The sequence below is a fragment of the Belliella filtrata genome (genome assembly GCF_022549775.1).
Taxonomy (GTDB): Bacteria; Bacteroidota; Bacteroidia; order Cytophagales; family Cyclobacteriaceae; genus Belliella; species Belliella filtrata.
This window is the reverse complement of record NZ_JAKZGP010000011.1, coordinates 40,604-62,575: the sequence shown is the minus strand read 5'-3', so window position 1 is coordinate 62,575 and position 21,972 is coordinate 40,604. Positions and strand designations below refer to the sequence as shown.

Here is a 21,972-nt window from a genome sequence, read left to right as displayed (position 1 = left end):
CAGTAAACAAGAGACTTTCCATAGCCAATCTATTTCTAAAAAAAACTTATAGAAAAATAATAAAAGCATAAAATAAAGGAGGCTTATTAAATCACCTCCTTTATCAAATTACTGAAAACTTTACAAACCTAAAGCCTGAATCAACGACTCCTCATGGGCAGTCAAAATTTGCTCAATCAGGTGGTCGGTCAAAGCCGTGGAGAGGAAAAGGCTTTCGAATTGGGAAGGTGCCAAGTACACTCCTCTTTGAAGCATAGCCTGAAAGTACTTACCAAAAACAGCCGTATCAGATTGCTTCGCTGTTTCAAAATCCACTATTTCCTGATTCGTAAAAAACAAGCTATACATACTACCAACATGGTTGATAGAAAAATCAAGCTGATACTTTAGCAAAGAAGATTTAATACCTTTAACTAACTTGCCCCCTATAGCATCAAGTTCTTTATAAACCTCATCATTGCTATCAAGATGCTTTAACATAGCTAAGCCCGCAGCCATTGCAATAGGGTTACCAGACAAAGTACCCGCTTGATAAACCGGACCAGCAGGAGATACAAATTCCATGATTTCCTTTTTCCCGCCATAAGCACCTACAGGCATTCCTCCACCGATGATTTTCCCCAGTGTCGTCATGTCCGGAACCACTCCAAATCGTTCCTGAGCACCACCTTTTGCCAACCTAAAGCCCGTCATCACTTCATCGAAGATCAATACTATACCCTCTCTATCACAAATTTTTCGCAAGCCCTCTAAGTAGCCAGCTTTAGGTAAAACCAACCCCATATTACCCGGTACTGGCTCAAGTATCAAAGCTGCTATTTCACCCTTGTTGGCCGAGATAAGCTGCTCTATGGCCTCCAGGTCATTGTAAGGCGCTAATAAGGTATCTTTCGCTGTGCCTTTAGTCACACCAGGAGAATCTGGGTTACCCATGGTAATGGCACCAGATCCAGCCGCTATCAGGAAAGAATCTCCATGTCCATGATAATGACCTTCCATTTTGATAAACTTATCTCTTCCAGTATAGCCTCTAGCCACCCTGATTGCGGACATGGTAGCTTCAGTACCAGAGTTTACCATTCTAACTTTCTCTACAGATGGAACCATCTTGGTGATCAATTCGGCAATCTCAACTTCTCTTGCTGTGGGTGCCCCAAAAGAAGTTCCGTTTTCCATTGCTTTGATCACGGCCTCTTTGATCATAGGGTGATTATGCCCAAGGATCATTGGTCCCCAGCTATTGATCAGCTCTATGTAACTATTGCCATCAGCATCATAAATATGTGCGCCCTCTGCTCTTTCTATAAATATTGGATTTCCTCCTACTGCTCTGAATGCTCTCACAGGAGAGTTTACCCCACCAGGGATGAAGTCTTGTGCCTTTTCGAATAAAGATTTGCTCTTATTGATCTGCATGTGATTCTTTTATTTAACATCTAAAACACCATCTCCCAAGTGTAAAACAGGGACATAGCGATTGTTTTTACTTTCTCTGAAATCTAAGCCATAGGTAATCTTACCCCCTACTCCACTTGCCTGGTCTAAACTTTTTCTAAAATCAAAACCAGATGAAATGTTCAATGTATTCGACAGCCATGACATCAATTCATAGCCAAGATGCGCATTCAATGAAGGGTATATATGATATTTTTGAAAAAAACTTTCTCTAAAATCTTCTAACTCCTTACTCCCAAGTTTCGCAGTATTGTTAGAGATAAAATGAAAATTGTCTTGCTGGATCATCTCATAGTTAGCAAAGTTAAAATACAACCAACTGTCCATCACCAGCACTGGAATATCTCTAGAAATAGATTCCATTAACTGAAAAGTAGGTGAAGCTATATTAGGATCATCTGTCAAAATCACAATCATATCAGCGGCAGGAGCCCCTCCCCCTCTCTTTAGGTTTACTTTGTCGAAAAATCCTCTAATGGACCTTTCATCAACTTTTTCAAAATTAACAATTTGAAACCCTTTGCTACTTGCCTGATCCGAGAGTCGCTTTGCAAGGCTTTCATCTCTCGTGGCCGAAGTATAAGCGACAGCTATGCGCCTGCCGCTCACTTCCTTGCGGGCAAAATCCAATATCCCATTTGATATGGCGCCAATAGAAGGCCTGAACAAATAAGCATATTCGAAATTCTCTAGCTTATCATCGATATTTGAAAGTGGATTGATAAAAGGAATCCCTTTACCTTCGGCAAAAGGGCTCATCATATCAACTTCGTCTGGATAAAGTGGCCCAATAATTACGTCTGCCTTGTCAAAAAAAGGATCAGCAAAGATGTTCTTCATTCTGGCAATATTACGTTGGGTATCAAAGGCTTTCACGTTCACCTTTACCCCTTTACGCTTGGCCTCATCTAAAGCGAAAGAAATTCCTTGATACAATTCAAAAATAAAATTCGAAGTATTGATTCTAGCTGACTGTGCTCCCGAAGATTGTGAAAAAGGCAACACCACTGCTACATCTAAAACATCATCCTTTTTACTAGTATTACTTTTGGTTGGCGTTGTCTGACTACCTAGCTCTACATTTTTGATCTGGTTGTAAATAGATCTATCAGTCGAAGACATTACTGTCTGACTTTCCAGTTTTTCCTTTAGAGACAATACAAAACCACGATTAGACTCATATTTCCTAAGATTCCCAGCCAAATAACTTAAAGAAACATCCGACAAATACTTGTACGAGGCATTTTCAGCATGCTGCTTGACTTTATCGTCTTTAATTTCAAGAATTTGTTCCAATGCATTTACGTGATTGCCTTCTTCGAAATGTATCAAAGCCATCAAGTACTTGGCATCATCTATTTTATCCCAAGTAGATTGGTTTAGCAAAGACTCAATAGTTGCCTTAGATAAGTTTGGCTGCTTATTCATAAATGCGGACTGAGCAAAATAAAAAGTAGCATACTTTGACAAATCACCATATTGCTTTTCATCCATATATGGCCTAAGTAGCTCCATTGCGTCTTTATAATTCCCATAGCTTAATAGCGTCTTTGCCCTATTGTAATTATTTAATGCATCTTGGGCAATGGAATTTGCAAAAAAAGAGACCATAATGAAGGTCAATAGAAAAACTTGCTTCATGATTTTTTTGGAGTTAACTGACAAATATCATTCCTCTTCGAACGGGACACGAATTTAATCCATTTTCATCCAAAAGAAAAGCTAATGTTGTCATACTATTAGCCACTGACTGAACTATGAAAAATAAAACTCCTCTTTGAACCCCATTTAAAACAAAGGAACAAAGAGGAGTTTCTATCAAAAATTTAATTTAAGTGCTATTCCCACTCAATCGTAGCTGGTGGTTTTGAGGAGATATCGTAAACAACTCTATTTACTCCTTTTACTCTATTGATGATTTCGTTGGAAATTTTACCTAAAAACTCATACGGAAGATGTATCCAATCAGCGGTCATACCATCCACAGAACCTACTGCTCGCAATGCAACCACTCTTTCATAGGTACGCTCATCACCCATCACGCCTACAGATTGGATTGGGAGTAATATAGCTCCAGCTTGCCATACTTGATCATACAATCCATGATCTTTCAAACCTTGAATAAATATGTAATCTACTTCTTGTAAGGTTTTCACTTTGTCCGCAGTAATATCTCCCAAGATTCTAATTGCCAGGCCTGGACCTGGAAATGGATGTCTACCTACAATCGTTTCAGGAATCTCCAAAGCCCTTCCTACTTCTCTTACCTCATCTTTGAATAAAGTGTTCAAAGGCTCTACAACTGATAACTTCATAAAATCAGGTAATCCACCAACATTGTGGTGAGATTTGATCGTTGCTGAAGGACCTTTCACAGAAACAGACTCTATTACATCTGGATAGATCGTTCCTTGGCCGAGCCACTTGACACCTTCGAGCTTGTTTGATTCATCATCGAAGACTTCAATAAATACCCTTCCAATAGCTTTGCGCTTTGCCTCTGGGTCAGTAAGCCCTTCCAAAGCATCATAAAACCTTTGCTTTGCATCAACTCCAATCACATTGAGACCCATATCTTTGTAAGAATGAAGTACTTCTTCAAACTCATTTTTTCTCAATAGTCCATTGTCCACAAATACACAATAAAGGTTACTGCCTATTGCTTTGTGTATCAAGGTAGCTGCCACAGATGAATCAACACCTCCAGACAATCCCATTACCACTTTATCGCCACCAATTCTTGATTTCAGTTCTTCAACTGTAGCATCTATAAAAACATCAGAGGTCCAGTCTTGTGAACATCCACAGATATTTACGACGAAGTTTCTAAGTAAATTCTTCCCTTCTGATGAATGGGTTACTTCTGGGTGAAACTGTATACCATAAGTTTCTTCATCCCTAACCTTGAAAGCCGCTACTTTTACAGAGTCTGTACTAGCGATGACATCAAAGCCATCAGGCAATGTCTTGATCGTATCTCCATGCGACATCCATACTTGAGAACCATGTGTCAACTCTTTCAACAAGTCGTAGTGATTGTCCAAATGGGATAAATTTGCACGTCCGTACTCTCTGATTTCTGAAGGTAAAACCTCCCCGCCATATTTTTGCGCAAGTAGTTGAGAACCGTAGCATACGCCAAGAAGTGGTAACTTACCTCTCAAACTGTCTAAGTCCAAATCAGGGGAACCTTCATCTCTAACAGAGCATGGACTTCCTGAAAGAATCACTCCTTTTACCGCTTCTGTAAGCTCAGGGACTTTATTATAAGGGTGAATTTCACAATATACGTTTAGTTCTCTAACTCTTCGGGCGATGAGTTGTGTGTACTGAGAACCAAAATCTAGGATCAAAATCTGTTCTGCCATGCGCAAAGGTAATCAGCCTATCACAATTGATAAAGTTTAAATGAAAAATTTTCGGAATATAATTTGGCTTTGTTTAAAAGGGGCACAAAAAAGCAATCTTAAAGAAGCTTTTCTACATCCTTCCCCGGCTTTGGATAGCTGAGCTTACCTAGCCTTTGACCAGTATAATATTCATCCAAACCACTTACGGTGACTGTCTCCATTTTTTCCAAATCCAAGGAACCATCTTCTCTCAATCCATTTTCTGCTACCCAAACATGCTCGATTGATGCAATAACTAGCACTGTATCATTCACCTCAAGTGTCTGACTTGATATAAGCTTACAGGCTATTTGTAAAGGGCTGATTTTCACAAATGGGGCAAGGCATTCTGGTCTATTCAAAGCTTTTAAACCTACAGCTTCAAACTCCGATCCCTCATACCTCGCTGCTGTTTGATGCGCTTCTTCATAAAAAGATTTACCTACATGATTGAGCGTAAACTCATCTGTATCTAAAACATTCTGAAGTGTATGCCTTTCAACAGTGTGTGGCCTAAATAGCACTCCTACCAGTGGTGGAGAAGCCCCAATATGAAACACTTGAGAAAATGGAGCTAAGTTGTTTACACCTGCCTTGCTTATAGTTCCTATTAAATTAAGGCTTTTATATCCCGACAAGGCATTGACAAAATCTCTTCTAAATGATGCATCACCTTGAAGCAAGCTTTCTTTACTAAAATTCTTCATTAGCTTGCAATTGCTTCATCTAAGCTGTCACAATATTTGATATTTAATTGATCAATAATATGGTCAGGATTATTTTTCATGATTTGTTCCTTTGCAATCATCACCATTTTTTCGAACCATTTTTCTGCTGGCAGAATCTTCCTGTGCTGGCGGAGTCCTAGTTCCAGCATTTGCTTTTTCCATTCTAAAAAATACCACTCCATACTAGGTTGATGAAATGCTCTGAGAGAACGTTTATCAAAGATGAATTTTTCATAGCCACCTTTCTTGATTACATCTGAAATTCTAAGAAAAATGTCTTTGAAGACATCAATAGGCACATAATCTGTCAATAACTGACATATTACTATACCACTTTCAGCATTTGCTAACACTTTCGCATCTCTTTCTTCGAATATCAACTCAAAATCATTGATACCTATAATGTTGTCAATAGCATTCATAGCTAAGAAATTAAATTACTAAATTAGTGGAAGGATTTCTTTTTAAGGCTTGGGACATTAGCGACTTCTACTTTGAGGTGATCTAAGTTTTCTTCTAATCTGATCGCATACTCTAAAGTCGTCTTCATCAGTTCCTGCTGTGCAGCAATTTGTTCTTTCAACCTCGAAAGTTCACTATTCATTGACTGCAATTGAGACTCATATTCCTTTTGAAGCTTTTCTTTCTCTAACCTTGCCTTCTTTAGCTCTTCCTTGAAAATCAAATATGATTCTGGTGGAGTCTTCATAATACTTGTACTTGTTACTCTCGGGAACATACCCTTCTATTACTACAAACAAATTTACAAATTGTTTTGAGTAAAAACTTACTAAACACCTCTTACTGAAGACATACCACCATCTATATGCAATATCTGACCAGTCATCCATGACGAACTGCCTGATAAAAGGTATGAAACAGCCGCAGCTAAATCTTCAGGTTTTCCAAATCTACCTAAAGGGTGACGCTTCATTGCGGCTTCTCTTTTGTCGTCATTTGAAAGCAACTGTCCAGCTAGTGGTGTATCTGTAAGTGATGGAGCGATGGCATTCACTCGAATGCTTAGTGGAGACCATTCCGCAGCCAATGATTTCACCAATCCTTCAACAGCACCCTTGGAGCTTGCTATGGAGCTATGAAAACCCATCCCCACACTTACCGCCACAGTACTAAAAAGCACCACTGAAGAGCTTGAAGATTGCTTTAGACCTTTAAAACAGGCCTGTAATACCTTCACTGCTCCCAAAAAGTTCACCTCAAGATCTTCTTTGACTTGGTCTACTGTCAACCTGTGGAAAGGCTTCAAGTTTATTGATCCAGGGCAATACACCAAACCATCTATGGTATCGGGTAATGTTTTAATCTCTTTGAAGTCAGACGTAACATCAAGTTGAAAATCACCTACCATACTCCTAGAATATTCGAAGACTTCAGCTCCTTCAGACTTAAGCATTTCGACAATAGACTTTCCAATGCCAGAGCTACCTCCTATAATCACTATATTTTTATTCTTCATAATGAGCCTAATATTTTTCAATTGATCTAAAATACTGCATGAATCTAATCATAAACTATTCACTCAATTAACCTTCAACTTTATGTCTATGTTTACAAAAAAAAGATATATAATTAAAAAATCCCTCTCCAAATTCATGTGAATCTGAACAGGGATTTAAAACTCACTGCTACTCTAAAATTAGGGTAAAATTCTAATTACAGCTTCAATATTATAAGTTACAAAGTGATGTACTTCATAAACTCATTCCTTGACTGCTCATCCTTTTCGAACTTACCACTATAATAAGAAGTAACGGTAGAACTATTGACATCATTGATTCCTCGCGAAGACACACACATGTGATTTGCGTCTATCACTACCGCTACGTCATCGGTTCCCAATACTTCTTTTAACTCATTACCTATTTGCATTGTCAACCGCTCTTGTACTTGAGGACGCTTAGCAAAGTACTGAACTATCCTGTTGATTTTGGACAAACCAATTACACTTCCATTAGAAATGTATGCAACGTGTGCTTTTCCATATATAGGTACAAAGTGATGCTCACAATTTGAAAAGAAAGTGATATCTTTTTCTACAAGCATTTCATTGTATTTGTACTTGTTTTCAAAGAGTTTTGCGTCTGGCTTGTTTTTTGGATTAAGTCCACTGAAAATCTCTTTGATATACATCTTAGCAACTCTTCTTGGAGTTCCTTTCAGACTATCATCAGTCAAATCCAATCCCATAATGAGCATGATCTCTTTGAAATGCTTTTCAATAAGCTCAATCTTGAGCTCATCATCCATCTCAAATGCATCTTCTCTCAACGGCGTGTCATATGAAGTCCCCACGTGCTCATCCCCGATTTCGTCAATGTCACGTGTCACATTAATTGCCATCGTATTCAACAAAGTTTCTTTCTGTTTCATATAATCGAACTATTAAGTCGTATTTTGTCTCGATTTCTTTTCTTAAAATATTCCAAACAACTACAGCTATATTTTCTGCTGTTGGGTTAATCTCTCTAAACTCCTCAGTATCCAGGTTCAAGTTTTTGTGATCAAACTTATTCAATATTTTTTCTTTGATCAGGTCACTCAATATTTTCATATCATATACGTAACCAGTGTCAGGGTCGATCTCTCCCACTAGCTTTACGATCAATTCGTAATTATGTCCATGAAAATTGGAATTATTACATTTCCCAAACACTTCATGATTCTTTTCATCAGTCCAATTTGGATTAAATAATCTATGTGCAGCGTTGAAATGCTCTTTTCTATATACGGATACTTTCATTGATATCAGAACTTGAATTCGGAAGCTTTGTTTACTTTTTTGAATCAATTGTTAAACAAAAATTACAAAGCATTGATTTATAAAGCGATAAAAAACAAGAAAGATTTATCACCGCTTCAATATTTATTGAATTTTGATCACGCAAATTAACACAGAAATCAACAAAAACAGTTCCATGCCACGCAAAGTAGTACACTTGAAACCTATTACCTGATTTTCACCGGAACTTAAACCATTGAATCCTTGTCTTTTAGACAAACAAGCACTTTCTTTGTCACACAAAGAATGAAATTAAAATAGTCAATGAAAAAATTCACCCTAGCCCTATTCTTCCTTACTTCAAGTTTATTTTCCGATTTCTTTGCAGCACACAGCTTACGCGCACACCATGAGGAAATCAATCCAGTAGCGAGCTTCAATGCAGATTTGATTTTTTCGAATCCAAACAACTCAAACATCGACCTCCCTAACGAAATCATTTTAGAGATCGGAATGTCTGGTTATCAGAAGTTAGTTGAGAAAAAGGAAATCAGCCTAGAGAAGCCTTTAAGTGTAATTGACTTTACTTTACCATCTTCTCAAAAGAGACTTTGGATCATAGATATGGTCTCAGGTGAAATTTTACATCATGGCTATGTGTCACATGGTCGCAACTCAGGAGACTTAATGGCTAAGTCTTTTTCAAATACGAACTCTTCTTATAAGAGTAGCTTAGGCTTCTATAAAACGGCAGAAACCTATCAAGGCAAGCATGGTTATTCATTGAGGTTAGATGGATTAGAAAGTGGATATAATGATAGCGCTAGAGAAAGAGCCATCGTGATCCATGGCGCAGCATACGCCAATGAAGATTTCATCAAAACTACAGGAAGACTAGGTCGAAGCCTAGGCTGTCCAGCACTCCCTTTGGCTGAAGCTAATAAGGTGATTGATTTGATTAAGAATAAATCACTCTTGTTTATATTCGGTAATGATGAACAGTACCTTTTAAAATCCCCCATCTTAAACGCCTGATTTCTTACCACGAGTTTGCTTTAATGCCAGAAGAATTTCATTATCTCTTTCATAAATATCTTTTCTAAAGAAATTATTGCCGCGAGAATCCGACCAAAAAGTCATGTATAAAATAACCACAGGAATCTTTCGGTCTAGTTTTACGATCACTTCTTTGGACTTATTCATTGATTCTTTGATCTTTTCATCCGTCCATGCACTATCGTGCTTCAGTAATACTTTTGCAAAATCTACTGGCCGCTGAATCCTAATACAACCATGGCTAAGCGCTCTATCTTCACGGGCGAATAAACTTCTCGCTGGTGTATCATGAATATATACACTATGCTTGTTAGGGAACATAAATTTCACCAATCCAAGGGAGTTTTGTTCACCTGGTTCTTGCCTTACCAAATAAGGGAAGTTTTTCCCATTAGCCTTTTGCCAATCAATACTTTGCGGATCCACCTCTTTCCCATCAGAAGTCAATACTTTCATGTTTTTGCTATTAAGATAACCAATATCTTTCTTCACTGCAGGAATGATCTCATTTCTAGTAATTGAGTTCGGAATGGTCCAGGTTGGACTGAAAACCATGTAAGACATTTCTGCACTAAACTGCGGGGTAGCATGGTAACTTTTGCCTACAATCACTTTCGAACTAAGAATTGTATCCCTTTTTGAGATATAGTCCAATTGAAAATTTGCAGTATTTACTAAAATCACTTCTTGGTCTTTTACATCTCTAGGTAGCCATCTAAATCTCTCCATATTTACCCTTGCTGTCTCGATAAGATCATCTGGTGTCTGATTGAGTGCATGGATTGTTCCCTGACCTATCACACCATCCGGCTCCATACCATGCCTTATTTGAAGCTTGGTGATCGCTGGTACAAGTAACGAATCATAAACCTTCGAACTTTCCAAAGGCAAGTCCTCCAAGTAGCCCCAAAACCTCAATCTTTCTTTAACTTGATCTAGCTGATTATAGCTATCACCTACTTTGATAGACTTATCGACCTTAAGTTTTTTCCAATTGGCGGAAGATTCAGACTGCCACCTAGCCAGATCATCATATAGAAATCTCAAAGCATCCCTCATTTTTTTATATACTTGAAATGAAGGATACAGTTCCTCAAGACTCTTTCGAATACTATGTTGCAAAATTGCTTCATGTAGTCTTTCATCTATCTTTAGCTCAGGAGCGGATCTCTGGATATCCCATGAGGACTTCAGGTTTTCTGGATCGATTTTACCTAAATACAAGTGTGACGAAATGATGATGTAGGCATCTGTAAGCAACACATCCAAACTAGCATAATCATGAACTAAAAACTCAGCTTTCCCTTTCTTGGATCTTTCGTATTTTTCAAAAAGTAAATCAATAGCTCCAAGGTGATAGTCTTCAGGGTTAAGCCCATCAAATTGAACTTGCTTGATTTCATAGCGCATTTCATAAGCTAACTCTGGAAAAACATCTCCATCAGACCAAGCTGGAAAAAAAGTGCGGTCACTGTAAAATTTTCTTATCACTACCGAACTAAACAAATCTTCATTTGCCACCTTTTTTATCCTCTCTGTATCATCCACTTCTATAATGCTGTTAATTACAGAAGACACAGAGCCAGTCCGATCTTGGGACATCACTGGAAACATATAGATCAATAGCAATGTACTTAATAAAATATTCTTCATAATTTATTTACCCTTTTTGAGTTAATATTTACTATTAAACATTATTTGTACCGTTTTTTCAAAGTTGATCGCTTTAGATGGTTTTTTGTATATGTTTATTTTATCAATAAATAGCCAAAAACCTTCAAAAACCTAAGATTTTATTCTCAGCACATTCACAAAAAAGGCTGTCTCATAATTTGAAACAGCCTTTTTTTCATTAAGTCCTGTTTAGACTTTAAAGTCTTGAAACTTTCTACCTAGTTCCCACGAAGCTTTAAGCATTTCTAAGAATCCTTCCATTTTATCTAATGGAATCAAATTTGGTCCATCACTCAAAGCTTTGGCTGGTTCAGGATGTGTTTCTATAAAAAACCCGTCAATTCCTGTTGCTGCCGCAGCTCTTGCTAAGATCGGAGCAAACTCCCGCTGACCGCCACTTGTACCTCCTTGACCTCCAGGCTGCTGAACACTGTGCGTGATATCAAAAACCACTGGCGAAAATTGTCGCATAATAGGTAAGCCTCTCATGTCTACCACCAAGTTGTGATACCCTAATGAGAAGCCTCTTTCTGTCAAGCAAACATTATCGTTCCCAGTGGACCTAACCTTTGAAACTGCATATTGCATGTCTTCTGGCGCCATAAACTGCCCCCTTTTGATCTTAACTGCTTTACCGGTATTACCAGCTGCCAAAAGTAAGTCAGTTTGTCTACAAAGAAAGGCTGGGATCTGTAATACATCAACAACTTCTGCTACCTCTGCTGCTTGATAACTTTCATGAATGTCAGTCACCAAGGGAACATCGAGTGCTGAACCTACTCTTTGGAGAACTTCTAAAGACTTATCCATCCCTATACTTCTAAAAGAGCCAGAGGAAGTTCTATTCGCTTTATCAAAAGAAGCTTTAAAAACATAGGAAAAACCAAACTTCTCAGCCAAGCTTTTTACTTTACTTCCAATCTCTATGCAAATATCATAACTTTCTACTGCACAAGGCCCTGCAAACAAAACTGGCTTATCAGACCCTAAAATCACATCGTCCGTAATTTTCATCTTTTGGGTACTTCTATTCATGATTATTTTACTAAGTTTTCTATGATTTCATCCATTAAACCCTTCGCAATCAACACAGCATCCCCAACCTCTCTAAATACTCCATACCCACCTTTTCTGCTTGATACGAAGTCTACTTTTTGCTGAACATATGGCAAAGCATCAGAAGGGCTTACAGACAAGCCTACCTTACAAAGGATAGGCAAATCTATCAAATCATCTCCAATATAGGCAACTTCATCTAGGGCAAGCTCCAAAGTTTCTAAAATCTCAGCAAGCTTTCTCCCTTTATCCTTGATACCATGGTAGTGAAAATCAAACTTCAACTCCTCGCACCTATCTTCTACTACTTTGGATTTTCTACCAGTGATTGCGCCCACCATTATTCCATTTTTCCTCAAATGTCTTACTATCAAACCATCCTTGACGTTGAACTTTTTATATTCAAGCCGATTGTCATCATATATAATTCCACCATCTGTCAATACCCCATCCACATCTGTGATGATCAACCTTATTTTTTGCGCCTTATACTTAATAACTTCTGTCAGTCCAGAAAGGTAATTCTCCATGCTTATTTTTTTCTTTTTAGCTGAACTGAATACAAATCCAACCTTCTTTGTTCCAAATTCCTTACACTTCCTGCTTTGCGCTGCTTAGTCAATAGATCCAAATCAACATCCGCCACTATAGTTGTTTCTGCATTTTCAGAAGCCTGTGCTACGGTAGCGTCGTGAGGAAAAGAAAAATCTGAAGGTGAGTAAATTGCCGCTTGTGAATATTGAATATCCATGTTTTCTACCCTCGGAAGATTCCCGACTGATCCAGTGATCGCTACATAGCACTCATTCTCTACAGCCCTCGCCTTTGCACACGTATTTACCCTTAGGTAAGCGTTTTTGGTATCTGTCCAAAATGGCACAAACAAAATATCCATCTCTTGCTCTGCCAATATCCTGCCCAACTCAGGAAACTCCACATCATAACATATCAATATGCCAATTTTACCTGCATCTGTATCGAATACTTTGATTCCATTTCCCCCTTGTAGACCCCAATATGATTGTTCGTCTGGTGTAATATGAAGCTTGTATTGCTTATCTATCGTGCCATCCCTTCTACAAAGGTAACTCACATTTCTTAGTTTTTTACCATCATACTCAGGCATACTACCAGCGATGATATTCACGTTGTATGAAAGAGCTAAATCTCTCATTCTACTCACGATTTCATCAGTGTAATCAGCCAAATTCCTGATCGCTTCAGAAGCGGGCATGTCATTGAACTCTGCTAAAAGCGGGGCATTAAAAAACTCTGGAAGTAAGCAAAAATCTGACTTATAACCTGAAACGGTATCAACAAAAAATTCCACTTGTTGCATAAGGTCATCCACATTATTGAACCTTCTCATCTTCCATTGCACCAAGCCAAGTCTTACGATGGACTTTTTGTTACCTATTAGCTTTTCATCTTTTTCATAATAAATATTGATCCACTCCAGCAAGGTCGCGTAAGCTCTAGAATCCGTATCTTCTGGCAAGTATTTCGTTATTACTTTTCTTACGTGAAACTCATTAGCTAATTGAAATGATAGCACTGGATCAAATATCTCTTTACTTTTCACCAAATCAATGTATTTCCTCGGTGTCATTTGATCATAATACTTCGAATAGCCAGGTATTCTTCCCCCCGCAATGATTGATCTTAGGTTCAGGTTTTCGCAAAGCTCTTTTCTGGCGTCATATAGCCTTCGTCCCAACCGCATACCTCTGTATTCATTGTCTACAAAAACATCTGTGCCATATAAAGTATCACCATCATTATCATGTGTGTCAAACTTTCCAAAGCCTGTGATTTGGTCGTAGGTATGGTTATCACCAAACTTGGCATAATCTACTATCAAACTCAACGCTGCAGCTACAACCTTACCATTATCTTCAATACAAATTTGCCCCTCGGGGAAAGCTTTGATCTGATTTTTCAACTCTTGCCTCGTCCATGCTCCTCCCTGATCCTTGTATATGCTGACCATGATATCCCTAATATCATCATAATCAGAAAGTTTTATATTTCTTAACTTTAATCGATGCTCTAACTCTTCTTTATGCTTAGTCATATTACAAAATTATATAAAATTCAATCAATTATTTCAAATTCGACACATCTTCGAATAGAAACCAAAGTTTATTTTGCAAATAATTGAACAAAGATTTAGCCAAATTGATTTATAAAATTAAAATTGTATTTTGCTTATTCAAAAATTTTTAAGGCACTTGCTATGGATGAGATTCTTGCGTTCAAAAAAGAGAAAATATCTGGTTTTTTAGATATAATGAATGATTTTCTAACCATTAAGCTTTTTTCCATTGGTGAATCAAGCTTGACAGTAGGGCTTCTGATTACTTTGATTTTCTCTGTTTTCATTCTCTTTTTTGTATCTGAACTCATCAGAAAAATCCTGGTTAATAAAGTACTTTCAAAATACCGAATTGAAATAGGCACCAGACAATCGGTGGGTATAATTGTCAAATATGTTATCATCATTGCAGGTGTCTTTTCAATATTACAGACCACTGGGCTAGACTTAAGTGCGTTTGGCATCCTTGCTGGCGCACTCGGTGTGGGTATAGGTTTTGGTCTCCAAAATATTACCAACAATTTCATTTCAGGTCTAATCATCCTTTTTGAACAGCCCATCAAGATTGGTGATAGGATAGAAGTAGGAGACATTTCAGGAGATGTAGTTAAAATTTCGGCTAGATCCACCATGGTAGTCACCAATGATAACATTTCAGTCATTGTTCCAAATAGCCAATTTATAGATAGTCAAGTCATCAACTGGTCTCATAATGATCGCAATATCAGGTTCAATTACCCTGTCGGCGTTTCGTATAAGGAAGACCCCGAGAAAGTCAGAAAAATACTTATAGAAATCGCAGAAGCCAATGAAGGTGTATTAAGCAGACCAGCTCCTGATGTACTCTTTGATGAGTTTGAGGATAGCAGCTTGAACTTCATCTTAAGGGTGTGGACATCAGACTACATCAACAAACCCAAAGTACTTAAGAGTCAATTATATTTCGAGATCTTTAAAAGGTTCACACAAGAAGGTATTGAAATCCCATTCCCTCAACGAGATATTCATGTAGTATCTGTATTAGAAAAATTGAAAAGTTAAAGTTTTTTCTTTTATTTACAATCCTGTTGAAGATCACTAGCCTTCACCCCATAAGTTGTGTCAAACAGTACTGTAAAATATTTAGGGACATTTCTTGCCTTTGGATTTCTATTCCTCATTGGCGGGCACACTTCTGCGCAAAGTTTATACAGGTATAGATTTGAAGAGCCCTGGTCTATCTCATTTTCAGGTGGTGCTACACAGTATTTTGGAGAGCTCTACTCTTTATGGAAATACCATGAGGGGATACAGCCTGACTGGAATGGTAATATTGCAATTAGACGGACGATTGGAACAAGATTAAGAGCAAGGGCAGATTTTTCTTACTATCAGATTTCTGGCGGAGACCTTCCTTCAGACAGAAGGGCGAATCGAATACCTAGAAACCTCCACTTTAGAGCAAGAAATGTAGAGGCTGCCCTCATAGGTGAATACCATTGGAAACCTGTGAAGCTATATAATATCACTAGAAACTTTTTTAACCTGTATGCATTTGCAGGAGTAGGAGTATCTTCCAACAATCCTAAAGCGATGCTTAGAAATGAGTGGATAGACCTAAGACCATTACAATTGGAAAATAATCCATACAATAAATACGTCATGGTATTTCCGACCGGCATTGGAGCAAAATACAAGTTGAATGTGTACATGGATCTTACCTTGGAAATGAACTACCGTTGGACACTTACTGACTATTTGGATGACATCAGTGCATATAATGTCAGTGAATTTTATTTGGATTTGGTAAGAGATTATGGCACATTCGGAGAAGGGCCAAACCCAGATCGTCTTCGTTTAGCCATCAGAAACCCGAATTTCTTAACATCAGATGGAGAACCAGACGTCGAAAGAATCCTTCAAAATGGAGGTAGAATCCGAAGAGGTTCTGGACTTGATGAAAGATTTGACGGGTATCTTAGCTTTAATGTGGGACTAGAAATCTACCTATCACCAGACATTTGGGACAACTGGATTTTTAGAAATCGACTTTACGAAAAACGATTCAGATTCTGGTAATCAAATTGGTTTACTATCAGGTAGGTCTTTTATGCCTATTTTTTCTATTTTTGCAATCAACTAGATAATATTTAAGCTTTTATTCAAAAAAATGGCCGATTACAATCCTTCCGTTATAGAAAAAAAATGGCAACAATACTGGGAACAAAACCAAGTATTCAACGCTAAAGTAAACCCTAACAAACCAAAATTCTATTCATTGGACATGTTCCCTTATCCTTCAGGAGCAGGGCTACATGTAGGTCATCCATTAGGATATATAGCCTCTGATATCGTCACCAGGTACAAAAGATTGCAAGGCTTCAACGTCCTACACCCAATGGGTTATGATTCCTTTGGACTTCCCGCTGAGCAATACGCAATTCAGACAGGGCAGCATCCCGCAATCACTACAGAAGAAAACATCACAAGGTATACAGAGCAGCTTAAAAACATTGGTTTTGCTTTTGATTGGGAAAAAGAAGTACGAACATCCAACCAAGATTACTACAAATGGACACAGTGGATATTCATGCAGCTTTTCAACAGTTATTACGACAAAGAAGAAAACAAAGCAAAATCTATTTCCTCTCTAATCGAAAGGTTTCAAACCACGGGGAACCTTGGCTTGAATGCAGTATGTGATGAAGATACTATCGACTTCACTGCGGAAGATTGGGAAAATTTTTCTGATGAAGAAAAGCAAAAAACACTTCTCAAATATAGGTTAACTTATTTGGCTGAAACCACTGTAAACTGGTGTGCGGCTTTGGGAACAGTATTAAGTAACGATGAAGTCAAGGACGGTTTTTCAGAGAGAGGAGGACATCCAGTAGAGCGTAAGAAAATGATGCAATGGTCTATGAGGATCACGGCCTATGCTGATAGACTTTTGGAAGGATTGGAAAAAGTGGACTGGAATGAGCCTATCAAAGAAATGCAAAGAAACTGGATTGGCAAGTCCAAAGGTGCAGAGATGGTATTTCAAGTAAAAGGTCATGATAAGCAAATCAAAGTTTTTACCACGAGAATAGATACAATTTATGGTGTTACTTATTTGGCTTTAGCGCCGGAGCATGATTTTGTAGCTGACCTTATCACCAAAGATCAAGAGAAAATAGCAAATGAATACATTGCAACTGCAAAAAACAGGTCTGAAAGAGACCGAATGTCAGATGTAAAAACTATTTCAGGAGCATTCACTGGCTCATATGCCATTAATCCCTTCAATGGAGAAGAGATCCAAATCTGGATTGCTGATTATGTATTAGCTGGCTATGGAACTGGAGCTGTTATGGCTGTTCCAGCGCATGATGAAAGAGACTTCAATTTCGCAAAGCATTTTGATCTAGAAATCAGGCAGGTAATCGAAGGAAGTATGGAAAACGGGTCCTTTCCAGGCAAGGGTGGCACTATCATCAACTCTGACTTTCTTTCGAATTTACCCATGCAGCAAGCTATGGATAAAGCTATTGCATTTTTGGAAGAGCATAAAATAGGAAAGGGTAAGATTCAATACAGGATGCGGGATGCGATATTCACTCGCCAGAGATATTGGGGAGAACCGTTACCAGTATATTTCAACGATGGCTTACCGTACCTAATTAATGAGCAAGACTTACCGCTGGTTTTGCCTGAAGTGGACAAGTACTTGCCTACTGAGGATGGAGAGCCACCACTAGCCAGGGCTTCCAACTGGACATACACTACAGCATCAGGAACTTATCCTTTGGAAAAAAGTACAATGCCAGGTTGGGCAGGATCTAGCTGGTACTTCTTCCGCTACATGGACCCAAAGAATTCTGAAGAATTTGTATCATCCGAAAAAGCAGCATATTGGGGCGCTGTAGACTTGTATATTGGAGGAGCTGAACATGCCACAGGTCATTTGCTTTACTCAAGATTTTGGACCAAGTTTTTGTTCGATATTGGCACTGTCCCGATAGAAGAGCCTTTCCAAAAAATGATCAACCAAGGAATGATCCAAGGAAGATCAAACTTTGTCTACAGAATCAAAGGTTCAAATAAGTTTGTAAGTCATGGTTTGAAAGATCAATACGACACATCGGCCATGCATGTGGATGTGAATATTGTGCACAATGATCAGCTTAACCTTGAGAAATTCACCGCATGGAGGCCAGACTTGGTAGATGCTACGTTTATCCTTGAAGATGGAAAATACATCTGTGGATCAGAAGTAGAGAAAATGTCCAAATCAAAATACAATGTGGTCAACCCTGATGACATTATCGAAAGATATGGGGCTGATACCTTAAGGCTTTATGAGATGTTTTTAGGACCGCTAGAACAGTTCAAACCTTGGAATACTAACGGGATAGACGGTGTCTCTAAGTTTCTTAAAAAACTTTGGAAATTGTATCATGATAACCAAGGCAATGTAGCTGTCTCAAATGATAAAGCAAGTCCTGAAGAGTTGAAAACACTTCATAAGACCATCAAAAAAACCAAAGAAGATTTAGACAATTACTCATTCAACACTTCGGTAGCTTCATTTATGATTTGTGTAAATGAGTTATCCGCTTTGAAATGTAATAAGAGGGAAATATTAGAACCATTGGCAGTGATCATTTCACCATATGCCCCTCATGTTGCTGAAGAGTTGTGGTCGCTATTAGGTCATGAGAATTCAATAGTGGAAGCAGCATTCCCAGTGTTCAACGAATCCTACTTGGTAGAAAGTAGTCATGAGTACCCAGTTTCTGTCAATGGTAAAATGCGAACAAAACTAAGTTTATCCCTTTCCCTCAGCAAGGAAGAAATTGAAAAAGCTGCACTTGAGGATGAAACAGTCCAAAAGTGGCTTGAGGGTAAAGCGCCTAAAAAAATGATCGTGGTACCAGGGAAAATAGTGAATATTGTTATCTAATGTCGCTAATCATTAATCAAAAATAAATCAGCTATATAAAGTCAATTATGCCCGACCTATTTGAGACTCCATGTTGTCAAAAATAGGTCGGAACATTACACACTCCATTTATTTGGCTTGATGTGCATCGCTAAAGTAGTGATGAAAGAACAAAAACAAAATGAACAAAATTTTCATCAACATCGCTGCCTGCCTATCCTCTGGAATTTTTGCTTATGCATACCTTAGAGAGTTTATAGGTGCTTTTTTCTTTGGTGAGAAAATACAGCTACAAACTGGCAATCCTGATGCACCTTACTACCACAACAGCTTAGACCTATATCTTTGGAACACACTCACTTTTGGCCTCATATTCACTGGAATTTTGGGACTTGCTATATATGGGATATTCAAACGAAAGCATGGACTAGTATTTCTTAGCTTTGTATTGAGTATGATGAGTATTTTTCTAATGATGTTCAATGGTGCATTTAAGTAATGCTTTTTTTGAATTCCCGTTCCACCAAAAAATAAACGTACCTTTGTTCCGCAGATGTAATCAAAAAAGGGATAGGCATTGTCTATCTCGGTTATTCTCAAGTCAAGAAATTATTTAGGCAATTCTGATTTAGATTAGCCTTTGCCATTGAAAAAAAACAAAATCCAAAAAGATGAAAATCACTCAGAATACAATTGTAGGACTAACTTACGAGCTAAAAGTAAGCAAAGAGGAGGAAGAAGTAGAATCTGCCCCATTTAGTGTAGAAGTAAGAGATGAGGAAGACCCTTTTTATTTCCTATTCGGAAATAGTGGCTTACCAGAAAAATTTGAAGAGTTGTTGGCTGGAAAGAAGCAAGGAGAATCCTTTGAGTTTACCTTGACAGCTGAAGAGGCTTATGGAAAGGCGGACGACGACATGATCATGGCTTTGCCTAAGGATCAGTTTTCCCAAGAAAGAGGATTTGAAGCAAGTATGCTAGAAGAAGGTAATTTCTTACCATTGGTAGATGAAAATGGCTATCAAATGCAAGCAAAAGTATTAAAAGACCTTGGAGAAGAGGTACTATTGGACTTCAACCACCCTCTTGTAGGCTTCGATTTGCATTTTGAAGGAGAAATCCACGAAGTAAGAGAAGCTACTGCAGAAGAAATTGCCCATGGACATGTTCATGGTGAGCATGGACATCAGCATTGATTTAAAAAATGATCACTGACTTTGGAATCAATTTTCAAAAGTCCAAAAATTGATTCCAAAGTCAGTGATACTTCTTTCAATGTGTTAAAAAGAGATCTCATTTTTCTCTAACCACTTCAAGTAAACCCGATCTCCAATTTTGAAAGACCTTTTTTTATCTTCCGCTTTCCATATTGTCCCATCTTTCAATTGAAGTGTCAGTTGATCAAAGTGAATTAAGTATTGCTTATCCACTACCTTCGCAGACAAACCTTTACGCTTATAAATCTCCAAATCTGAAGGCCTAACAAAAGTTTTATCCTTTTCTGGAAGCTCATTCAAATGGCTAAAAAGCTTGGCAGCATACATATTGTTTGGCTTCGAAAACACCTCTTCAGGAGTGCCTCTTTGAATCAATTTACCTCCTTGCATGATCGCTAAGTCGTTGGTCATTTGCAATGCATCATCCAAATCATGGGTCACAAAAAGCACAGTGACACGCAAAGATTCAAACATCTCCTTTAGTTCTCCAATCAACTCCCTCCGCTGAATACCATCCAAAGAAGAAAATGGCTCATCTAAAAGTAAAACCTCTGGCTCAAGACTCAAGGCCCTACCAATGGCAACTTTTTGTTGCTGTCCACCAGATAAGTTCCTAGGCAAAGTGTCTTTAAAAGGCTCTAATCTCAGCATTTTCAACAAATGCGCTACCCTCTCCTTTCTGTAAGCTTTATCATACTGTATCAATGGTCTAGCTATATTCTCCTCTACTGTAGAATTTGGATAAAGCTGGTATTCTTGGTAAACAAGCTGCACTTCATCATAGCCAGGCACTAACCGTTCTTTTGGGTTTTGTACAACAAGGTCGCCTATCGTAACCTTTCCAGCATCCATATTTTCTAGACCAGCTACAATTCTAAGCAAGGTACTTTTGCCAGATCCACTCTCACCGACTAGTGAGAGTACTTTTCCCTTTTCGAGAGATAGCGAAAAATCATGAACTACTTCATTCCCTTTTTGATAAGCTTTACTGACAGCTTTGATTTCCAGAAAACTCATTTTGAAGCTATTTCTAGTTTCAGTCTTTTCGTCAGACTGTTATATACTAAATTATAAGAATGATCCACCCACTGCAAAAGTTTAGAATCTGGCAAATCACTGTTGAAAACAATCGTATTCCAGTGCTTTTTATTCATATGGTATCCTGGAGACACTGCTTCGTACATTTCTCTCAGCTCTATCGCTTGTTCTGGGTCACATTTCAAATTGACACTTTCGAACTTTGTGATGTCAACAATTGCAAATATTTTCCCACCAACTTTGAAACAAAGCGTATCTTCATCAAAGGGTGTATCTTCTGTAACGCCAGGTTTGTCAAGGCAATATGATCTGAAAGCTAAGATTTCCAATGTGATTTACTGATTAAAATACACTTACAAAACAATGAAGTTAACATTTTGAATGTTCAACACAAGTGGTTTATCCCTAAAGAATTATCAAAGTACTCTCTTCAAAATCCAAATAATAATCGCCGCCAAAAACATCAGAATGGAAATCTTATTGATCCCATGCATCATCCTCAGGTTGAAATTCGATTTTTGATTTGGATCAGGTTTTTGGAATACCCTAACAAAATAATTCCCCAACTCACCTAATTGAAAGAACTCCTTTAACTTACTATTTCCCATAATCTTTTCGTTC

Annotated in this window: 22 protein-coding genes; 6 read left to right on the top strand and 16 right to left on the bottom strand. The window is 38.0% G+C overall.

Annotated features, from left to right (window positions below):
- Positions 1–120: 120 nt before the first annotated feature.
- The 9 genes from hemL to MM239_RS06510 all read right to left on the bottom strand — a co-directional run bounded on the left by hemL (position 121) and on the right by MM239_RS06510 (position 8,333).
- Positions 121–1,416: a glutamate-1-semialdehyde 2,1-aminomutase gene (hemL, locus tag MM239_RS06550; RefSeq protein WP_241347403.1), complete on the bottom strand. Its 1,296-nt coding sequence runs from the start codon at positions 1,414–1,416 to the stop codon at positions 121–123.
- Between the two features lie 9 nt (positions 1,417–1,425).
- The gene (locus MM239_RS06545; RefSeq protein WP_241347402.1) at positions 1,426–3,096 is read right to left on the bottom strand and encodes an ABC transporter substrate-binding protein; all 1,671 of its coding nucleotides are present in this window, start codon (positions 3,094–3,096) and stop codon (positions 1,426–1,428) included.
- Between the two features lie 197 nt (positions 3,097–3,293).
- Entirely contained in the window at positions 3,294–4,823 is a 1,530-nt protein-coding gene (gene guaA, locus MM239_RS06540; RefSeq protein WP_241347401.1) for a glutamine-hydrolyzing GMP synthase, read from the bottom strand.
- A 98-nt stretch (positions 4,824–4,921) separates the two neighbouring features.
- A complete protein-coding gene (locus tag MM239_RS06535; protein ID WP_241347400.1) occupies positions 4,922–5,551 on the bottom strand; it encodes a flavin reductase family protein in 630 nt (209 codons plus the stop codon).
- On the bottom strand, positions 5,551–5,994 hold the full coding sequence (locus MM239_RS06530; protein WP_241347399.1) for a hypothetical protein: 444 nt from the start codon (positions 5,992–5,994) through the stop codon (positions 5,551–5,553). Before MM239_RS06530 ends, MM239_RS06535 begins: the two co-directional genes overlap by 1 nt.
- 23 nt (positions 5,995–6,017) lie before the next feature.
- On the bottom strand, positions 6,018–6,281 hold the full coding sequence (locus tag MM239_RS06525) for a hypothetical protein (RefSeq protein WP_241296427.1): 264 nt from the start codon (positions 6,279–6,281) through the stop codon (positions 6,018–6,020).
- Between the two features lie 81 nt (positions 6,282–6,362).
- Entirely contained in the window at positions 6,363–7,049 is a 687-nt protein-coding gene (locus tag MM239_RS06520) for an SDR family NAD(P)-dependent oxidoreductase (RefSeq protein WP_241347398.1), read from the bottom strand.
- Between the two features lie 218 nt (positions 7,050–7,267).
- Positions 7,268–7,963, bottom strand: coding sequence for a GTP cyclohydrolase I FolE (gene folE, locus MM239_RS06515; RefSeq protein WP_241347397.1), 696 nt, complete (start codon positions 7,961–7,963; stop codon positions 7,268–7,270).
- On the bottom strand, positions 7,923–8,333 hold the full coding sequence (locus tag MM239_RS06510; protein WP_241347396.1) for a 6-pyruvoyl trahydropterin synthase family protein: 411 nt from the start codon (positions 8,331–8,333) through the stop codon (positions 7,923–7,925). The genes folE and MM239_RS06510 overlap by 41 nt, the downstream gene beginning before the upstream one ends.
- A gap of 303 nt (positions 8,334–8,636) precedes the next feature.
- Between MM239_RS06510 and MM239_RS06505 the strand changes: the two genes are divergently transcribed.
- A complete protein-coding gene (locus MM239_RS06505; protein ID WP_241347395.1) occupies positions 8,637–9,347 on the top strand; it encodes a murein L,D-transpeptidase catalytic domain family protein in 711 nt (236 codons plus the stop codon).
- On the opposite strand, the gene MM239_RS06500 is transcribed toward MM239_RS06505, so the two are convergent.
- The 4 genes from MM239_RS06500 to MM239_RS06485 form a co-directional block, all read right to left on the bottom strand.
- A complete protein-coding gene (locus MM239_RS06500) occupies positions 9,336–11,021 on the bottom strand; it encodes a L,D-transpeptidase family protein (RefSeq protein WP_241347394.1) in 1,686 nt (561 codons plus the stop codon). The genes MM239_RS06505 and MM239_RS06500 overlap by 12 nt on opposite strands.
- A 210-nt stretch (positions 11,022–11,231) precedes the next feature.
- The gene (kdsA, locus tag MM239_RS06495) at positions 11,232–12,077 is read right to left on the bottom strand and encodes a 3-deoxy-8-phosphooctulonate synthase (protein ID WP_241347393.1); all 846 of its coding nucleotides are present in this window, start codon (positions 12,075–12,077) and stop codon (positions 11,232–11,234) included.
- A gap of 2 nt (positions 12,078–12,079) precedes the next feature.
- Positions 12,080–12,628, bottom strand: a complete 549-nt coding sequence (locus tag MM239_RS06490) for a KdsC family phosphatase (protein WP_241347392.1) — start codon at positions 12,626–12,628, stop codon at positions 12,080–12,082.
- 2 nt (positions 12,629–12,630) lie between these two features.
- Positions 12,631–14,172: a bifunctional GNAT family N-acetyltransferase/carbon-nitrogen hydrolase family protein gene (locus tag MM239_RS06485; RefSeq protein ID WP_241347391.1), complete on the bottom strand. Its 1,542-nt coding sequence runs from the start codon at positions 14,170–14,172 to the stop codon at positions 12,631–12,633.
- A 162-nt stretch (positions 14,173–14,334) separates the two neighbouring features.
- Between MM239_RS06485 and MM239_RS06480 the strand changes: the two genes are divergently transcribed.
- The 5 genes from MM239_RS06480 (at position 14,335) to MM239_RS06460 (ending at position 20,292) form a co-directional block, all read left to right on the top strand.
- Positions 14,335–15,234, top strand: a complete 900-nt coding sequence (locus tag MM239_RS06480) for a mechanosensitive ion channel family protein (protein WP_241347390.1) — start codon at positions 14,335–14,337, stop codon at positions 15,232–15,234.
- A 57-nt stretch (positions 15,235–15,291) separates the two neighbouring features.
- Positions 15,292–16,251 (top strand): hypothetical protein, encoded by a 960-nt coding sequence (locus MM239_RS06475; protein ID WP_449495060.1) that lies wholly within the window; start codon positions 15,292–15,294, stop codon positions 16,249–16,251.
- Positions 16,252–16,342: 91 nt separating this feature from the next.
- Positions 16,343–19,117 (top strand): leucine--tRNA ligase, encoded by a 2,775-nt coding sequence (gene leuS / locus MM239_RS06470; protein ID WP_241347389.1) that lies wholly within the window; start codon positions 16,343–16,345, stop codon positions 19,115–19,117.
- Positions 19,118–19,277: 160 nt separating this feature from the next.
- Positions 19,278–19,595, top strand: a complete 318-nt coding sequence (locus MM239_RS06465) for a hypothetical protein (RefSeq protein WP_241347388.1) — start codon at positions 19,278–19,280, stop codon at positions 19,593–19,595.
- A 172-nt stretch (positions 19,596–19,767) separates the two neighbouring features.
- On the top strand, positions 19,768–20,292 hold the full coding sequence (locus MM239_RS06460; protein ID WP_241347387.1) for an FKBP-type peptidyl-prolyl cis-trans isomerase: 525 nt from the start codon (positions 19,768–19,770) through the stop codon (positions 20,290–20,292).
- A gap of 84 nt (positions 20,293–20,376) precedes the next feature.
- Here the strand turns inward: MM239_RS06460 and MM239_RS06455 are convergent, their stop codons facing one another.
- The 3 genes from MM239_RS06455 to MM239_RS06445 form a co-directional block, all read right to left on the bottom strand.
- The gene (locus MM239_RS06455) at positions 20,377–21,330 is read right to left on the bottom strand and encodes an ABC transporter ATP-binding protein (protein WP_241347386.1); all 954 of its coding nucleotides are present in this window, start codon (positions 21,328–21,330) and stop codon (positions 20,377–20,379) included.
- Positions 21,327–21,680 carry an MmcQ/YjbR family DNA-binding protein gene (locus tag MM239_RS06450; protein ID WP_241347385.1) on the bottom strand — a complete coding sequence of 118 codons (354 nt, stop codon included), beginning with the start codon at positions 21,678–21,680 and terminating at the stop codon, positions 21,327–21,329. The genes MM239_RS06455 and MM239_RS06450 overlap by 4 nt, the downstream gene beginning before the upstream one ends.
- A gap of 87 nt (positions 21,681–21,767) precedes the next feature.
- A complete protein-coding gene (locus tag MM239_RS06445) occupies positions 21,768–21,959 on the bottom strand; it encodes a DUF6728 family protein (RefSeq protein ID WP_241347384.1) in 192 nt (63 codons plus the stop codon).
- Positions 21,960–21,972 lie beyond the last annotated feature (13 nt).

Excerpts from the sequence above, each read along its gene's own strand:
- hemL (WP_241347403.1), bottom strand. The coding sequence starts at position 1,416 with ATGCAGATCAATAAGAGCAAATCTTTATTCGAAAAGGCACAAGACTTC.
- MM239_RS06545 (WP_241347402.1), bottom strand. The coding sequence starts at position 3,096 with ATGAAGCAAGTTTTTCTATTGACCTTCATTATGGTCTCTTTTTTTGCA.
- guaA (WP_241347401.1), bottom strand. The coding sequence starts at position 4,823 with ATGGCAGAACAGATTTTGATCCTAGATTTTGGTTCTCAGTACACACAA.
- MM239_RS06535 (WP_241347400.1), bottom strand. The coding sequence starts at position 5,551 with ATGAAGAATTTTAGTAAAGAAAGCTTGCTTCAAGGTGATGCATCATTT.
- MM239_RS06530 (WP_241347399.1), bottom strand. The coding sequence starts at position 5,994 with ATGAATGCTATTGACAACATTATAGGTATCAATGATTTTGAGTTGATA.
- MM239_RS06525 (WP_241296427.1), bottom strand. The coding sequence starts at position 6,281 with ATGAAGACTCCACCAGAATCATATTTGATTTTCAAGGAAGAGCTAAAG.
- MM239_RS06520 (WP_241347398.1), bottom strand. The coding sequence starts at position 7,049 with ATGAAGAATAAAAATATAGTGATTATAGGAGGTAGCTCTGGCATTGGA.
- folE (WP_241347397.1), bottom strand. The coding sequence starts at position 7,963 with ATGAAACAGAAAGAAACTTTGTTGAATACGATGGCAATTAATGTGACA.
- MM239_RS06510 (WP_241347396.1), bottom strand. The coding sequence starts at position 8,333 with ATGAAAGTATCCGTATATAGAAAAGAGCATTTCAACGCTGCACATAGA.
- MM239_RS06505 (WP_241347395.1), top strand. The coding sequence starts at position 8,637 with ATGAAAAAATTCACCCTAGCCCTATTCTTCCTTACTTCAAGTTTATTT.
- MM239_RS06500 (WP_241347394.1), bottom strand. The coding sequence starts at position 11,021 with ATGAAGAATATTTTATTAAGTACATTGCTATTGATCTATATGTTTCCA.
- kdsA (WP_241347393.1), bottom strand. The coding sequence starts at position 12,077 with ATGAATAGAAGTACCCAAAAGATGAAAATTACGGACGATGTGATTTTA.
- MM239_RS06490 (WP_241347392.1), bottom strand. The coding sequence starts at position 12,628 with ATGGAGAATTACCTTTCTGGACTGACAGAAGTTATTAAGTATAAGGCG.
- MM239_RS06485 (WP_241347391.1), bottom strand. The coding sequence starts at position 14,172 with ATGACTAAGCATAAAGAAGAGTTAGAGCATCGATTAAAGTTAAGAAAT.
- MM239_RS06480 (WP_241347390.1), top strand. The coding sequence starts at position 14,335 with ATGGATGAGATTCTTGCGTTCAAAAAAGAGAAAATATCTGGTTTTTTA.
- leuS (WP_241347389.1), top strand. The coding sequence starts at position 16,343 with ATGGCCGATTACAATCCTTCCGTTATAGAAAAAAAATGGCAACAATAC.
- MM239_RS06465 (WP_241347388.1), top strand. The coding sequence starts at position 19,278 with ATGAACAAAATTTTCATCAACATCGCTGCCTGCCTATCCTCTGGAATT.
- MM239_RS06460 (WP_241347387.1), top strand. The coding sequence starts at position 19,768 with ATGAAAATCACTCAGAATACAATTGTAGGACTAACTTACGAGCTAAAA.
- MM239_RS06455 (WP_241347386.1), bottom strand. The coding sequence starts at position 21,330 with ATGAGTTTTCTGGAAATCAAAGCTGTCAGTAAAGCTTATCAAAAAGGG.
- MM239_RS06445 (WP_241347384.1), bottom strand. The coding sequence starts at position 21,959 with ATGGGAAATAGTAAGTTAAAGGAGTTCTTTCAATTAGGTGAGTTGGGG.